The sequence below is a fragment of the Streptomyces sulphureus DSM 40104 genome, assembly GCF_000381025.1.
Classification (GTDB): domain Bacteria; phylum Actinomycetota; class Actinomycetes; order Streptomycetales; family Streptomycetaceae; genus Streptomyces; species Streptomyces sulphureus.
The window spans coordinates 118,082-132,144 of record NZ_KB905819.1; the positions used below are offsets into that span (position 1 = coordinate 118,082).

Consider the following 14,063-nt stretch of genomic DNA (forward strand, 5'->3'; position numbering starts at 1 on the left):
TGGGACGTTGAGCGTTTTGCGGTATACAAGGGGTAGGGGAGGCGCTCCGTGAAGGGCCGCGTGAGCGCGACCAGCCACGAAGCACCCGCAGGCTGGGGCACCTCCCTGCTCGAAGTGCTTGGGGGAGCACCCGCGGGGGCACACAGCTCTCCTGGAGTGAAGAGGCGCGGTCACATCTTCACGGCCCCGCTGACGAGCGCAGCCTGCATCCGCCGCTGCAGCACCGTGTAGACGACATACACGGGCAGCAGCGTCAGAACCGTGGCGGCGGTGAGGACGCCGTAGTCCGTACCCGACGTGGACACAAGGGTCGGCAACGCCAACTGCGTGGTGCGCTGATCAGGGTCGGGCCCGATGATGATGAGTGAGTAGAGATACTCGTTCCAGAAGTTGAGAAAGTTCAGCAGCACCACAGCAGCGATACCCGGCATGCTGATCGGTGCGTAGATGTGCCGCAGCACGGCGAGCGTGCCCGCACCGTCCATCCGCGCCGCCTCCTCCAACTCCGGCGGCACGGTCCGCATGAACTGCGTGAGCAGGACGACCGACAGCGGCATCGCGGTGGCCGGCAGCAGCAGCACCATGAACGTACGGGTGTGGAAGAGCCCGGTGGCGGCGGCGAGCAGGAAGGTCGGGAAGAGCGCGGCGAACGTCGGGACGAGGAAGCCCAGCGAGAACGCGCGTTCCATGACCCGCGCCGCGCGCCCCGTACTGCGCGCCAGCGCGAACGACGCCGGGAGCGCGAGGAACAGCGTGACGGCGAGCCCGCCGACCGTGACCAGCGCGGAGTTGGTCACGGCGTTCCCGAGCCCACCGAGGTCGAACGCGCGGGTGAAGTTGTCCGGCGAGAGCGAGGTGGGCAGCCCGAGGGGGCTGGAGAAGATGGCGCCGTTGTCCTTGAACGCCGAGGCGAGGAAGTAGTAGACGGGGATGAGGAGCAGCGCCGCGTAGCCCCAGGCCAGCACGTGCGCGGGCAGCCAGGAGAGGCGTATGCGCTTCATGACGGACGACCTCCGGTCAGTGGTTCTGGCGGAACGCGCGGCGGATGAGGAGCATCCCGGCGAGGCCGAGGACGAAGAGGAAGACCCCGACGGCCTGGCTGTAGCCGAGGTCCGCCTGGAGGAAGGCGCGTTGGTAGACGAGGAAGGAAAGCGTGCTGGACGCGTTGCCGGGACCGCCCTGGGTGAGCAGCAGCACGTGCTGGGCCGAGCCGAAGAGCGTCCACAGGAACTGGAGCATCGTCGCGACGCCGAAGTAGTCGCGGATGATGGGGAAGTGGATGCTCCACATGGAGCGCCAGTGCCCCGCGCCGTCGAGCTGCGCCGCCTCACCGATCTCGTCGCTGACGCTGCCGAGCCGGGCCGCGATGAGGACGGCGGTGAAGCCGATGCCGGCCCAGATGTCCAGGGCGATGATCGCGTACAGGGCCGTGCCGGAGTCGGCGAGCCAGACCTTCGCGAGGGAACCGAGGCCCAGATCGCGCAGTACGCCGTTGACGAGCCCGTCGGGTGACAGGGCCGCGTAGAAGAACATCGCCTTGGCCGGTGTGGAGATGAGCCCGGGGATGAACAGGAGGTAGCGCAGCACGCGGTGGCCCGGCGGGCGCTGCGCCACGTAGTAGGCGAGCATGTACGCGCAGACCATCATCACCGGCAGCGCGATCGCGAGCTGGGTGAGGGTGTTGCGGAACGCCTGCCAGAAGACGGGGTCGTCCAGCACGGTGCGGTAGTTGTCCAGGCCCGCGAAGGTGCGGGGTTGCAGCATGCCCGGCCAGTGCAGCGAGGCGATCACGAAGATGGCGAGCACCGGGCCCACCATGAAGATCACGTACCAGACGAGCGCGGGCACGGCGAGCCACGTGCTGCCCTGGGCACGCCGGCCACCCCGCGCCCCCGCAGCACGGCCGCCGCGGGCTGCGGGGGGCGACGGGGCCGGGGACTGGGGTGCGGTGCCGAGCACGGGCGCCGTCGACATGCGTCCTCCAACGGTGGGCTGTGGTGCGGGGGTTCGATGGTGCGAAGGTGCGGGTCCCGAGGGTCGGGGGCCCGGGAGTTCGGGTTCAGGCGCCTGCGCTGCGGTACGCCTTCTCCAGCGCGGTGCGCACCTTCCGCGCGTCGCTGCCGGGGGAGAAGGCAACGCCGGTGGCCTGGATCAGGGGCTGGGTGGCGGCGGCGGGGACATAGACGTCGGGCGTCACGCACTCGCTGACGTCGTCGCTCGTCAGCTTCTGGCCGGCGGCGACGAGCGGGTACTCGGTGCTGAACTGGTCGGTGCGCAGCGCCATGTCGCGGCCTCCGTGCACGAACCGGGAGACGATCTCCTCGCTGTACATGAAGCGGATGAACCGCTCGACGCGGTCGATCTTCTCCTCGCCGTTGGGGCTGATCCACATGCCCAGTGAGGCGTTGGCCCGCATGATCGTGGGTCTCTCGTAGACGGCGTCGTCGGGGACGGGCCAGCCGCCGACGGTGATGTGCTCGGCCGCGCTGCGGGGCACCTTGCCCATCGCGGAGGAGAGCATCGAGGCGATGGCGGCCTTCTGGGTGCTGACCTGCGTCGTCATCAGGTCGGAGGTCAGCCCCTGTGCGCTGTCGGCGAAGACGCCTCCCTTGCGCAGCTCGACGAAGAGTTCGAGGCCGCGCCGGGCACCGCGCGAGCCGCTGAAGTCGCCGGTGCGCATGACCTCCTTGGCCTCGGCCGGGCGCATGTAGGTCTGCATGACCTGGAGCAGCAGCTTCTGGCCGCTCCAGTCGTTGCCGCCGATGGTGACGGGGGAAATGCCCTTGCGGCGCAGCTTTTTGGCGGCCGTCAGGAGCTGGTCGACGGTGGTCGGTACACCGTCGACGCCCGCGCGTTCCAACAGCGTGGTGTTGAAGGCGACGGGCCAGTTGGTACGCAGGTACGGGAAGCCGCGCAGCCGTCCCTTCCCGTCGGTCCACTCCCGCAGCGGCCCTTGGAGCACCCTTTCATGCAGCCCCCAGCGCTTCATGTGGCCGTTCACGGGGACGGTGGCGCCCACCTCGGTCCAGGCCAGGGACTTGTCGTAGAGGTTGACGAGGACGATGTCGGCCTCTTTGCCCGCGAGTTTGGAGGTCTCGTAGACCTGCTGGAGGTCGTCGGCGTTGCTGAGCACCTTGACCGGGGTGCGGGGGTTTCGCTTGCGGAAGGTGTCGACTGCGGCGGCGAAGGCCGGGGCACCGGGGGTGCTGCCGCCCAACTGGGAGTGCAGGACCAGGCCGTCCGGCTCGTACCCGCTCGTGAGCGAGCCGCATCCGGCGAGGGCCGGGGCTATCAGGCCGCCGGCCGCCGTGGCTAGGAACCGGCGGCGGTTCAGGGCGGGGGACGGCAACGACACCCGAGGCACGTGCGACACCTCCTCGTTGAGGGAGATCAACTGCGGGGCCCAGTACAACCAGTTGCTGACAACGTTGTCTATAGGTGACGGGGAGCGAAGAGCAGCCGTTATCTTCCGGTGATCTTGACGCGTCGGTGCGGAGGGGTGCTGCGGCGGCGCCGAGAAACTGCCGGACGGGCCGCCGAAGATCGGGTGACCGGCGCTGTCGAATCAGCGACTCAGGGCATCAGCGGCGCTGCCGCAGGTGTGCGAGGTGCTCGCTGATCTCCTCGCGTAGGAGATCGGCTCGGCGGACGAGCTCGGCGAGGCTCTCGGGGTCGTCCGCCTCGGTCCCGTCCGCGTCGCCCTCCGCCTCCTCCTCGGGCCGACGCGGGGTCACCGCGCTTCGGGTGCGCTGAGCAGCGCCGTCGCCAGCGCCCGCGCCGTCCTCGCGTTGCACCGCCCGAGGTCCACGAGCGCCGGCATCCCCGACGGCCACGGTGCGACGTCCACCGTCAGCGAGGGCAACAGCACCCCGGCGTGCGCCAGCGCCCGCGCCAACTCCTCGCGTGCGCACTCGGCTTGGTCCTCTGTGTCGCCGATTCCGTGCATCTGCAATTCCTCCCGTGGTGGCGTCTGTTGGGAGTTACATGTTGTACTCCGATGGTTACCGTGTGCGCTTGCTCGCAACAGGGGCTGAGGGTTTCCAAACCAGGTTGGAAGGTCGGGGCAGGGCGTGGACGAAGCTGCAAAAGAGGGGCTCGACGGCTACAGGTGGTTCGGGGAAGAAGTGCGCGCGGCGCGGGTGTACGCGGGAATGACGCAACGGGAGCTTGCCGAAGCCCTCAACTACCAGCCGCCGTACGTCAGTAAGGTCGAGAGTGGCGCCCAACTAGGCAGTGAGCAGCTCGCCCGCGGTTGTGACCGCATCTTCAACACAGCAGGGTGGTTCGTCAGGCTGCGCGAGCGAGTAAAAGGGCGTGGCCACCCTGACTGGTTCGAGCCCTACCTAAAGATGGAGGCCCAGGCCGCCAGCATCCTGGACTACAGCACCAACCTGATCATGGGAGTGCTGCAGACGCCGGAGTATGCGTCCGCTGTCTTCCGTGGTGCTCTTCCGCGGTCGTCGGACGAGGAGATCGACGAGCGAGTGCAGGCCCGCAGACGCCGCCACGAGGTCCTTGACCGGGACACCGCACCCCTGCTCTGGGTCGTGCTGGACGAGTGTTGCCTACGGAGGCCGATCGGTGGCTCCGAGGTGATGGAAGCGCAACTCACGTACCTTCTCTGTGAGTCGGAGTCGCCACACGTGACCGTCCAGGTCTTGCCGTTCGCATCCGGTGCACCTCCCGCAGCGGAGAGCTTCACACTGCTGACGTTCGCGGACGGGACGTGCATGCTGTACGAAGAAGCTCTCAACGGAGGGCGTTTGATCGATTCAGCTTCCAAAGTTGGTGCGGCGACTGAGACTTATGCACGGTTGCGAGCTGATGCCTGCTCGCCCGAAGAGTCAAAGTTGCTGATCCGACGGGCGAAAGAGGAGCACGCGCGATGAATAGGAAGTCCCCTCTTCCCCCTGGAGAGTGGATCAGGTCGTCGTACAGCAGCGGTAACGGAGGACAGTGCGTCGAGGTGGCTACCGCAGGTTCTCCTGTCCCTGTGCGTGATTCCAAGGAGGTCGGTGGCCCCGTTCTCCTTTTCGGTGCGTTCGGCTGGTCCCGCTTCGTATCCGCCCTCAAACACGGCGAGTTGAGCGCCTGACCGACACCGCGACCCCGTGGAGCCCCCGACCCCGTCGGGGGCTCCACGTATGTCCGCCCCGCTCGACACAAGTTGAGGATTCAACTATCTTGGTGGTCGACTTCAGGAGGCCCCCATGCCAGCCGTCACCGTGGAGAACCCGCTCAGCCTGCCCCGCGTCGTCGCCACCGCCGAACAGACCGCCGCCGCACGGCCGGTGAGAGCCGTCACCACGGCGCCGAAGGGGTACGAGGGCGAGGGCTTCCCGGTGCGCAGGGCGTTCGCCGGGATCGACTACCGGCACCTCGACCCGTTCATCATGATGGACCAGATGGGAGAGGTGGAGTACGCGCCCGGCGAGGCGAGGGGCACCCCCTGGCACCCGCACCGCGGCTTCGAGACCGTTACGTACCTCCTCGACGGCACCTTCGTCCACCAGGACTCCGAGGGCGGCGGCGGCACGATCAACGACGGCGACACCCAGTGGATGACGGCCGGGTCCGGGCTCCTCCACATCGAGGCCCCGCCGGAGGAACTCGTCGTCACCGGCGGCCTGTTCCACGGCATCCAGCTCTGGGTGAACCTCCCCGCCGCCGACAAGATGAAGGACCCGCGCTACCAGGACATCGGCGGCGGCCAGGTCAAACTCCTCACCACCGCGGACGGTGGCGCGCTCCTCCGCGTCATCGCCGGCCGACTCGACGGCCACGAGGGCCCGGGGGTCACGCACACGCCGATCACGCTGCTCCACGCCACCGTCTCCCCCGGCGCCGAGATCACCGTCCCCTGGCGCCCCGAGTACAACGCGCTCGCGTACGTCCTCGCCGGACGCGGCTCGGTCGGCACCGAGCACCGCCCCGTCCGCCTCGGCCAGGCCGCCGTCTTCGGCTCCGGCGAGTCGCTCACCGTCCGCGCCGCCGACTCCCAGGACGCGCACACCCCCGAGCTGGAGATCCTCCTCCTCGGCGGCCGCCCGCTCCGGGAACCGATGGCCCACTACGGCCCGTTCGTCATGAACAGCCAGGTCGAACTCGCGGAAGCCTTCGAGGACTTCAAGTCGGGGCGGCTGGGGCGTATTCCGGCCACTCGGGCCTGAGGGCGGTCGACTCCACTCCGGAGAACCGGTCAGGGGCGCGGCCGAGCAGGCGGGCTCAGCCGGCCCGTGGAACCACGTCGTCCGGCGGTCGAGCCCGTCTCGCCGTATTCCTCCGGATCACCTCGCTCGCACCCCGGCTTCCCGGGTACCGCCCACCAGCGGTGAGAGCGAGCTCTTCTGAGGAGTGCAGAGACGAGCCCCTGAAAGCCCGCCCCCTTCCTTTCCTGCTCGCTCACTTGCCGTCCGCCGTTCCCTGACCGTCGTTGGTGTTGCCACCCTCGTCGGAACCGCCGCCCGTGCGTGTGGCCGGAGCCGCTCTCGTCCTGCGGGTTCCGCCCTCGGCCACGGTCGGCCATCACTCACGCATGTGCCTCCTCCGGTCGCGATCACCTCGCTCCGTACTGGGCGCCACCGGTGGATGCGCCCAACCGGACGCCCTTCCCGGCGAGCACCCGCCTCACGACGTTCCGCCTGCCGACGTGCGCGAACTCGCCTGCTGAGGACGGACCTTGAGCCCCGCAGCCAAAGAGCCGGGCAAGGCATCCGCGCGGCTGGGTGTGCGCTTTGAGTCTCACATCTGATAACGTTCTCGACGTTGAGAGCGGTGGGAAGCGGAGCCGGTCGACCCCGTCCTCCGTGCCCTCGTCGCCGTCTGGTCGGCCCGTCAACTCAACGCCGCTCTCCGGCGGAAGCACGCCCCGCTGTCGGAGACGGGCACACAGGCAGCGCACCGCACGTCCACCGAAGGAAGTCCTGGCATGTCCTCTCCCCGCGCGACGGCCTCCGCCGCACCCACCAGCTACCGCTCCGACCTCGTTCTCTTCATGGCCGTCACCTTCGTCGTGAGCTGGGCCTCCTGGGGAGCGGCGATGCTGATCGGAGGGCCCGCGATGGAGGGCCCGGCGTTCGCGCCCTATCTCTTCGGTGCGTTCGGGCCGTTGGTGGGCGCCCTTGTGATCCGCGTGCGCCGGAAGCGGCGCGGGGAGCCCGTTCCGGCGAAGGCCGTGAGGTTCCGGCGGTCGGCGCTGCTGTGGTCGCCGCTGCTGCTCGTGGTCGCCGCCGCGACCGTGGTGGTGGGTGTGCTGCTGGCGCACGCGGCGGGCGGTCCGGGGGTGAGCCTGGAGGAGATGGAGAACGTGATCAAGGACAACCCGGCGGGTCCCGCCGCGTTCTTCGTCAACCTGTTCCTGGCGGGGCCGCTCTCCGAGGAGGCCGGCTGGCGGGGTACCGCCCAGCCGAGGATGCGCGCCACGATGGGCCGCTACCAGACCGCCGTGCTCACCGGTGTCATCTGGGCTGTCTGGCACGCGCCGCTCTTCTTCATCGAGGGCACGGTCCAGAACGAGCTCGGCTTCGCCTCGGCGAGCGGCATACTCTTCTTCGCCAGCTCCATCCCCATGGCCATGCTCGCCGCTGCCGCCTACGAGTACGCCGGTGTCCTCGCCTCCATGGCCGTCCACTTCGCCGTCAACGCGAGCATGAACCTGCTCAGTGTCATGGAGCCCGAGGCGCAGGCCCTGACCATGGGCATCCAGGCGCTCGTCGCCGTGGCGCTCCTCGCCTCGATCCGTCCGTCGAAGCAGCAGCCGGCACCCGTCCCGCCCACCGGCCCCGACCCCCGACTGGACCCCGCGATCCGCCTCTGAGAACCCGGCGGCATCCCCCTGGCCGCCACGGGAGCGAGTGCCGGTCACCCGTGTCGGGTGACCGGCACTCGTGCGTGTGCCAACTGCCCCGGCCGAAGCGGCAGTTGTCCGGTCCTTCCGCCGCGCCGCAGCCGCGGGCCGCTCGGTTCCACGTGAAACCGCAGCACCTCACGTCGACGTTGCCGTGCCGAGGGGAGCCACGGAACGGCACGGTGAACATGGCTCCCCCGAAGCAACGTCGAGGTCGGAGCGCCGCCCCCTACGCGAGTGCGCCCTCGTCGCTCCACGCCGAGGTGAGCGCGTCCCAGTCGGACTCGCCCGAGCCCTCGCTGCCCTCGTCCATCTCGAACCAGACGGTCTTGCCTTCGCCCTTCGGGTCGACGCCCCAGCGGTCCGAGATAGTGCCGAGGAGGAGCAGGCCGCGTCCCGAGGAGGCCATCTCGCCCGGGTCCCTGCGGTGCGGGAGCTCGTCGCTGGTGTCCATGACCTCGACGCGCAGCAGGCGTTCGCCGCGGCTGCCGCCGATCTGGATGACGACGGTGGCGTCGCCCTCCGTGTGGACGTGCACGTTGGCGAGCACCTCGGAGAGGAGGAGGACGGCGCCCTCGGCCTGCTCCTCGTCGGACCAGTCGTGGAGCAGGTTCTCCAGCCTGTGCCGCGCCCCCGAGATCTCCGAGGGGCCCGACTGGGAGACGGTCAGCACGGTGCGGCGTATCCAGTTGCCCGTCGGGCGGACCCGGGAGCGCTCGCGGGCGAGGAGGAGCAGCGCCATGTCGTCGTCGTGCTTCGACGGGGTCCTTCCCGTCGTGCGGTAGGTGGTGGAGGCGGCGCTCACCGGTGTGCCCGCGGAGCCGACGACGCGGCGGAGCAGGGAGTCGGCGAGGTGCTCCAGGTCGTCGCCGCGGCCGGAGCGCCAGGCCTGCTCGAAGACGCCGCGGACGCGGTCCCAGCCCGCGTCCATGTCGAGCCCGCCCGACTCCAGGAGGCCGTCGGTGTAGAGGAGGAGCGTCTCGCCCTCCTCCAGCACCATCCGCGTCGTCTGGTACTCGTTCTCCTTGGCGAGGCCGAGCGGCAGCCCGCCCGCCGTGTGCCGGGGGACGACGAGGCCGTCGGGCATCTGGAGAAGCGGTTCGCAGTGGCCGGCCCTGGCGATGTCGACGGTGCCGGACTCCGGGTCGAGCTCCAGGTAGAGGCAGGTGGCGAAGCGGCCCTCCGCCGGGTACTCGGCGGGATGGGCGACGTAGCCGGCGTACGACTCGTCCTCGGGGAGCGAGGTGACGGCGGGCCCCGCCGGCTGGGTCGCCTCGGAGCTGCCGGTGGCGTTCATGCCGTAGAGGAAACGTGAGGCGCGGTTGAGCACGGCCTCCGGGCTGTGCCCCTCGGCCGCGTAGGCGCGCAGTGCGATCCGCAGTTGGGCCATGACGCTGGCCGCTTGGACGTCGTGGCCCTGGACGTCGCCGATGACGAGCGCGGTGCGGCCGTCGGGGAGCGGGATGACGTCGTACCAGTCGCCGCCGATCTGGATGCCGCCGCCGGTGGGGACGTAGCGGGCCGCGAGGAGTATGCCGTCGATCTCCGGTTCGCTGGCGGGGCGCAGGCTGCGCTGAAGGCCCTCGGTCAACTCCCGCTCCGTCTCCTTCGCCTCGGCGCGGGAGAACGACTGGGCGAGCATCCTCGCCACCTGCATCAGGAGGTTGCGGTCCCCGGGGGCGAGTTCGCCGGCCTGCGTGAAGGTGACGGCCCACACCCCGAGCGCGCGCTCTCCCGCGTCGAGCGGCAGGAACGCCCACGACTGCCGGCGGCCCTGGTAGCGGGCTCCACTGCGCGGATAGTCCCGGAGGTACTCCGCGTGGCTGCTGAGGTAGACGGGCTTGCGGGTGCGGACGGCCTCCGCGGCGGGGTGGTCCGCGTCGAGCGGCATCTGCCGCCTGCCGGGGACCTCGCCGGGGGAGGAGGTGGCCTCCTCGCTCAACGGGGCGCCGAGGCTCGCCAGTTCGAGCTCGTCGCCGCGGAGGAGGAAGACGCCGAGGTCCTCGAGGGAGCGCCAGGGGAGGGCGAGTGAGGTGGCGACGCGCAGGACTTCGGCGGTGGAGCGGGTGTCGACGAGCGAGTGGCCGGCGTCGAGGAGGAAACCGTCGCGCTCCTGTGCCGCGGGTCCGTCGGTGCCCGTCGGGTCCTCGGCGTCGGTGCGCTCGGTGGACTCCGCCGCCTCGTCGGGCGCGTACGCCTCGTCGGAAGCGGGGCGGTACGTCTCCTGCGCGAGTCCTGCGATGCCGGCGGCGGTGGCCTCGCCGGAGCGGTAGACGGGGCTCATGCGCACGTGGAGGGTGCGGATCGTGACGCCGTTGGGCGTGACGATGCGCATCCGCATCTCCTGGGTCGCCTCGTAGGCGAGGGCGCGTACGGCCGCTTGCTGGAACTTCAGGTAGTCCCCCGCGTGCAGGTGGGAGCGGACCGTGTACTCGGGGACGGTCGTCGCTCTGAGCGCCGAGGGGGAGTCGGAGCCGGACACCTCGGCGCCGCCCGGGTGCCGGGTCTCCTCGCCGATCGGCCGGTGCGCAAGCGGTGCCTGCGTGGCCTCGAACGGAATCTCCAGCAGCCGGGCGGCCTGGGCGTCGAGGGTCACCTGTCCGGTGTCGCTCTCCCAGTACCAGGTCCCTGTGCCCAGAGCAGCAAGGACTTCCTCGGTGAGCATTGCCCCAATTTATGATGGTCTTAGATCGGCGGCGACCGGGATTGGGCCAGGGCGGTAGTCTTGTCCGGCGTCCGAAGACGACTCCGGACGGGGATTCCGGGGGGCCGGGACGCGCGCCCCGACGGCCCCCACCACAGCCAGACGACTTGGATGAATGATGCATCGGTACCGGTCCCACACCTGCGGCGAGCTCCGTGCCTCCGACGTCGGCACCGACGTCCGGCTCAGCGGCTGGCTGCACAATCGCCGGAACCTGGGCGGCATCCTCTTCGTCGATCTGCGCGACCACTACGGCGTCACCCAGCTCGTCGTCCGCCCGGAGCAGACGGCCGTCGTCGAGCAGCTGAGCAGCCTCTCCAAGGAGTCGGTGCTGCGGGTCGACGGCAGGGTCACCGCGCGCGGTGCGGAGAACGTCAACCCGGAGCTGCCGACCGGTGAGGTGGAGGTCGAGGTCCGCACCGTCGAGGTGCTCGGGCAGGCCGATCAGGTCCCCTTCACCATCAACACCGAGGACGGCGTCAACGAGGAGAAGCGGCTGGAGTACCGCTTCCTCGACCTGCGGCGCGAGCGCATGCACCGGAACGTGATGCTCCGTAGCAAGGTCATCGCGATGATCCGGGAGAAGATGGTCGCGCAGGGCTTCCACGAGATGGCCACCCCGATCCTCTCGGCCACCTCGCCCGAGGGCGCCCGCGACTTCCTCGTCCCCTCGCGGCTGCACGCGGGGAAGTTCTACGCGCTGCCGCAGGCGCCGCAGCAGTTCAAGCAACTGCTGATGGTCGCCGGCTTCGACCGCTACTTCCAGATCGCCCCCTGCTTCCGCGACGAGGACGCGCGCGCCGACCGCTCCCCCGGCGAGTTCTACCAGCTCGACATGGAGATGAGCTTCGTCGAGCAGGAGGACGTCTTCGCGGTCGTCGAGGTGCTGATGACCGAGGTCTTCCGCGAACTCGGCGACGGCCGCGAGGTCACCTCTCCCTTCCCGCGCATCCCCTTCCTCGAGGCGCTGGAGAAGTACGGCACCGACAAGCCCGACCTGCGGGCGCACCTCGAACTCGTCGACGTCTCCGAGGTGTTCGCCGGCTCGGGCTTCAAGGCGTTCGCCGACAAGCACGTACGCGCCCTGCCCGTGCCCGACACCTCGCACCAGCCGCGGAAGTTCTTCGACCAGCTCGGGGAGTTCGCCGTGGAGCAGGGCGCCAAGGGGCTCGCCTGGGTGCGCGTCGCCGAGGACGGCTCGCTCTCCGGGCCGATCGCCAAGTTCCTCACCGAGGAAGACGTCCTGGCGCTCACCGGCAAGCTCGGCCTGAAGCCCGGGCACGCCGTCTTCTTCGGCGCGGGCGAGCCGGGTGAGGTCGCGCAGATCATGGGTGCGGTCCGGGTGGAGGCTGCGAAGCGCACGGGGCACTTCGAGGAGAACGCCTACCGGTTCTGCTGGATCGTCGACTTCCCGATGTTCGAGAAGGACGAGGAGACGGGCGAGATCGCGTTCTCGCACAACCCGTTCTCGATGCCGCAGGGCGGCCTGGAGGCGTTGCGCTCCAAGGACCCGCTCGACATCCTCGCCTGGCAGTACGACATCGTCTGCAACGGCGTCGAACTCTCCTCGGGCGCGATCCGGAACCACGAACCCGAGGTCATGTTCGAGGCGTTCGGCATCGCCGGGTACTCCCGCGAGGAAGTGGAGCGGGACTTCGGCGGCATGCTCCGCGCCTTCCAGTTCGGCGCCCCGCCGCACGGCGGCATCGCGCCCGGCATCGACCGCATCGTGATGCTCCTCGCCGACGAGCCGAACATCCGCGAGACGATCGCCTTCCCCCTCAACGGCAACGCACAGGACCTCCTGATGGGGGCGCCGAGCGAGGTCGGGGAGTCGCGTTTGAAGGAGCTGCATCTCCAGGTGCGCAAGCCTTCGGTGAAGTAACCACACGAAGGCGGTACGGGGCCCCGGGATCGAAGGATTCCGGGGTCTTGTCGTGCGTAGGGTCCGGGCATGGCAGAGCCGTCGGTGGACCAAGTCGTTCCGTGTGCAGGCGCCGTACTGTGGGAGGTACCAGCGATCCCTGAGGAGGCCGTGGTGGGCAGCGCGGAGGAGCGGGCCGGCGTTCTGCGTCAGGACGAGTTCGAGGATCTTGCGCGTCATGCCGCGCAGACCAACAAGGCGCTGCGGCTGGAGCACCTGAACGGAAAGCTGGGGGTGAAGCCGGTGCCCGACGGAGACCACGAGACCATCATCGAGTGGCTTTCGCGCCTGTGCATCCAGGCGCGGACCGACTGGTGGCTGGCGACAGGCATCGGTCTGAGGGTGGAGAAGTACCGCGGGGGCAACGCCCGTCCGGACGGGGTGCTCGCGCCGAGCGGCGCCTTTGCCGGGCAGGGCGAGTGGGCCGAGAGCGAGGGCGTCTTCATGGCCGTAGAGGTCACATCGTTCGACTCGGACACCAACCGGCGCGACCGCGTCGAAAAGCCCGCCGCCTATGCGGCCGTGGATATCCCGGTGTACCTGCTCATCGACCGACAGAAGGGCGAAGTCCGGGTGCACTCCGAGCCGGACGGGGTCCGCTACCAGCAGGTGGTCACGGTGCCGTACGGCAAGTCGGTCCTCCTCCCCGACCCGGTCGGCTTCGAGCTGGACACGGAGGACCTCAAGAACTGGATCGGCTGAGTCCGCCCCAACACAGCTCGCACCGCCGTGAGTTGTCCCGGATGGCGCACGGGGATTGACGTCCCTTGATTCACGGACGTGAAGCTTCCGAGACCCTGACGTCACATGCTCCCCAGTAGTCTCCTCGAAACCGGGCGCAACGCGGGGGGACGGTTCTTCGCTATCCGTGCGCGCGGGAACGAGGGGAACCCACGTTGACGCTCCACCGCAGGAAGGCGCTGCTGCGCGCCGCTGTGCCCGCTGCTGCTCTCGCGCTCGTCCTCACCGGCTGCGGCTCCGACGACTCGGACGACTCGGACGACTCGGCCGACGCCAAGCCCAGCGCGCAGGAGGGGAAAAAGGAAGCGGCCGACGCCGAGGAGGCGGAGGACGAGGCTCCGAGCGGCCCGCTCACCGTTGGCCAAAAGGCGCCCGGAACCCACGAGTTCGACATGTCGAGCGGCAAGGCGCAGCTAGAGATCACCGCGGAGAAGGTCGACACGGGCAAGAACGCGGACCTGACGGCGGCCGGCCTGCAGAAGTCCGACGTGAAGGGCCAGTACCCGGTCTTCGTCCACTTCACGTACACCGTGAAGTCCGGGTCCGGCCTCAAGGAGCCGGACTTCAACCTCAAGGCGCGCGTCCTCGGTGAGGACGACAAGCCGGGCAAAAAGCTGATGGCGATCGGCGCCGACCCGATCAAGGGCGGCTGCCCCGAGGAGCGGGACGACGACTTCAAGGTCGGCGACACCAAGACGCTCTGCTCGACCTTCCTCCTCGACGAGGGCACCGACGTCGAGCAGGTCGCGTGGGCCGGCGACGTGCGCGACCCGCTGCTGTGGAACGTGGAGTGAGCGCCGGCCGCTGAGAGGGGCCCCGACGGCTGTCTGCCGTCGGGGCCCCGCGCG

At 69.6% G+C, this 14,063-nt stretch carries 13 protein-coding genes; 7 read left to right on the forward strand and 6 right to left on the reverse strand.

Annotated elements, in window-relative coordinates; all coding sequences use genetic code 11:
* Positions 1-170: 170 nt before the first annotated feature.
* The 5 genes from F603_RS0119840 to F603_RS0119860 all read right to left on the reverse strand — a co-directional run bounded on the left by F603_RS0119840 (position 171) and on the right by F603_RS0119860 (position 3,946).
* A complete protein-coding gene (locus F603_RS0119840; RefSeq protein WP_019547723.1) occupies positions 171-1,001 on the reverse strand; it encodes a carbohydrate ABC transporter permease in 831 nt (276 codons plus the stop codon).
* Between the two features lie 16 nt (positions 1,002-1,017).
* Positions 1,018-1,974, reverse strand: a complete 957-nt coding sequence (locus F603_RS0119845; RefSeq protein WP_019547724.1) for a carbohydrate ABC transporter permease — start codon at positions 1,972-1,974, stop codon at positions 1,018-1,020.
* An 85-nt stretch (positions 1,975-2,059) separates the two neighbouring features.
* Positions 2,060-3,355 carry an ABC transporter substrate-binding protein gene (locus F603_RS0119850; protein WP_019547725.1) on the reverse strand — a complete coding sequence of 432 codons (1,296 nt, stop codon included), beginning with the start codon at positions 3,353-3,355 and terminating at the stop codon, positions 2,060-2,062.
* 226 nt (positions 3,356-3,581) lie between these two features.
* The gene (locus F603_RS35410) at positions 3,582-3,734 is read right to left on the reverse strand and encodes a hypothetical protein (protein WP_019547726.1); all 153 of its coding nucleotides are present in this window, start codon (positions 3,732-3,734) and stop codon (positions 3,582-3,584) included.
* Positions 3,731-3,946 carry a hypothetical protein gene (locus F603_RS0119860; RefSeq protein ID WP_019547727.1) on the reverse strand — a complete coding sequence of 72 codons (216 nt, stop codon included), beginning with the start codon at positions 3,944-3,946 and terminating at the stop codon, positions 3,731-3,733. Before F603_RS0119860 ends, F603_RS35410 begins: the two co-directional genes overlap by 4 nt.
* A 124-nt stretch (positions 3,947-4,070) precedes the next feature.
* Between F603_RS0119860 and F603_RS0119865 the strand changes: the two genes are divergently transcribed.
* From F603_RS0119865 to F603_RS0119880, 4 genes are all read left to right on the forward strand, one after another.
* Complete coding sequence (locus F603_RS0119865) at positions 4,071-4,889, forward strand: helix-turn-helix domain-containing protein (protein WP_019547728.1); 819 nt, start codon at positions 4,071-4,073, stop codon at positions 4,887-4,889.
* Positions 4,886-5,095 carry a DUF397 domain-containing protein gene (locus tag F603_RS34190; protein WP_078503703.1) on the forward strand — a complete coding sequence of 70 codons (210 nt, stop codon included), beginning with the start codon at positions 4,886-4,888 and terminating at the stop codon, positions 5,093-5,095. The genes F603_RS0119865 and F603_RS34190 overlap by 4 nt, the downstream gene beginning before the upstream one ends.
* A gap of 115 nt (positions 5,096-5,210) precedes the next feature.
* A complete protein-coding gene (locus tag F603_RS0119870; protein WP_019547729.1) occupies positions 5,211-6,170 on the forward strand; it encodes a pirin family protein in 960 nt (319 codons plus the stop codon).
* Between the two features lie 758 nt (positions 6,171-6,928).
* A complete protein-coding gene (locus tag F603_RS0119880; RefSeq protein WP_019547731.1) occupies positions 6,929-7,816 on the forward strand; it encodes a CPBP family intramembrane glutamic endopeptidase in 888 nt (295 codons plus the stop codon).
* 259 nt (positions 7,817-8,075) lie between these two features.
* Here the strand turns inward: F603_RS0119880 and F603_RS0119885 are convergent, their stop codons facing one another.
* Entirely contained in the window at positions 8,076-10,511 is a 2,436-nt protein-coding gene (locus F603_RS0119885; protein WP_019547732.1) for an ATP-binding SpoIIE family protein phosphatase, read from the reverse strand.
* A 157-nt stretch (positions 10,512-10,668) separates the two neighbouring features.
* Between F603_RS0119885 and aspS the strand changes: the two genes are divergently transcribed.
* The 3 genes from aspS (at position 10,669) to F603_RS0119900 (ending at position 14,009) form a co-directional block, all read left to right on the forward strand.
* On the forward strand, positions 10,669-12,435 hold the full coding sequence (aspS, locus tag F603_RS0119890; protein ID WP_026328571.1) for an aspartate--tRNA ligase: 1,767 nt from the start codon (positions 10,669-10,671) through the stop codon (positions 12,433-12,435).
* 153 nt (positions 12,436-12,588) lie between these two features.
* Complete coding sequence (locus F603_RS0119895) at positions 12,589-13,176, forward strand: Uma2 family endonuclease (RefSeq protein ID WP_019547734.1); 588 nt, start codon at positions 12,589-12,591, stop codon at positions 13,174-13,176.
* Between the two features lie 194 nt (positions 13,177-13,370).
* The gene (locus F603_RS0119900) at positions 13,371-14,009 is read left to right on the forward strand and encodes a hypothetical protein (protein WP_019547735.1); all 639 of its coding nucleotides are present in this window, start codon (positions 13,371-13,373) and stop codon (positions 14,007-14,009) included.
* The last annotated feature ends 54 nt before the right edge of the window (positions 14,010-14,063 follow it).

Bases quoted from the DNA above. Each gene is read 5' to 3' on its own strand.
- F603_RS0119840 (WP_019547723.1), bottom strand. From the start codon at position 1,001: ATGAAGCGCATACGCCTCTCCTGGCTGCCCGCGCACGTGCTGGCCTGG.
- F603_RS0119845 (WP_019547724.1), bottom strand. From the start codon at position 1,974: ATGTCGACGGCGCCCGTGCTCGGCACCGCACCCCAGTCCCCGGCCCCG.
- F603_RS0119860 (WP_019547727.1), bottom strand. From the start codon at position 3,946: ATGCACGGAATCGGCGACACAGAGGACCAAGCCGAGTGCGCACGCGAG.
- F603_RS34190 (WP_078503703.1), top strand. From the start codon at position 4,886: ATGAATAGGAAGTCCCCTCTTCCCCCTGGAGAGTGGATCAGGTCGTCG.
- F603_RS0119870 (WP_019547729.1), top strand. From the start codon at position 5,211: ATGCCAGCCGTCACCGTGGAGAACCCGCTCAGCCTGCCCCGCGTCGTC.
- F603_RS0119880 (WP_019547731.1), top strand. From the start codon at position 6,929: ATGTCCTCTCCCCGCGCGACGGCCTCCGCCGCACCCACCAGCTACCGC.
- F603_RS0119885 (WP_019547732.1), bottom strand. From the start codon at position 10,511: ATGCTCACCGAGGAAGTCCTTGCTGCTCTGGGCACAGGGACCTGGTAC.
- aspS (WP_026328571.1), top strand. From the start codon at position 10,669: ATGCATCGGTACCGGTCCCACACCTGCGGCGAGCTCCGTGCCTCCGAC.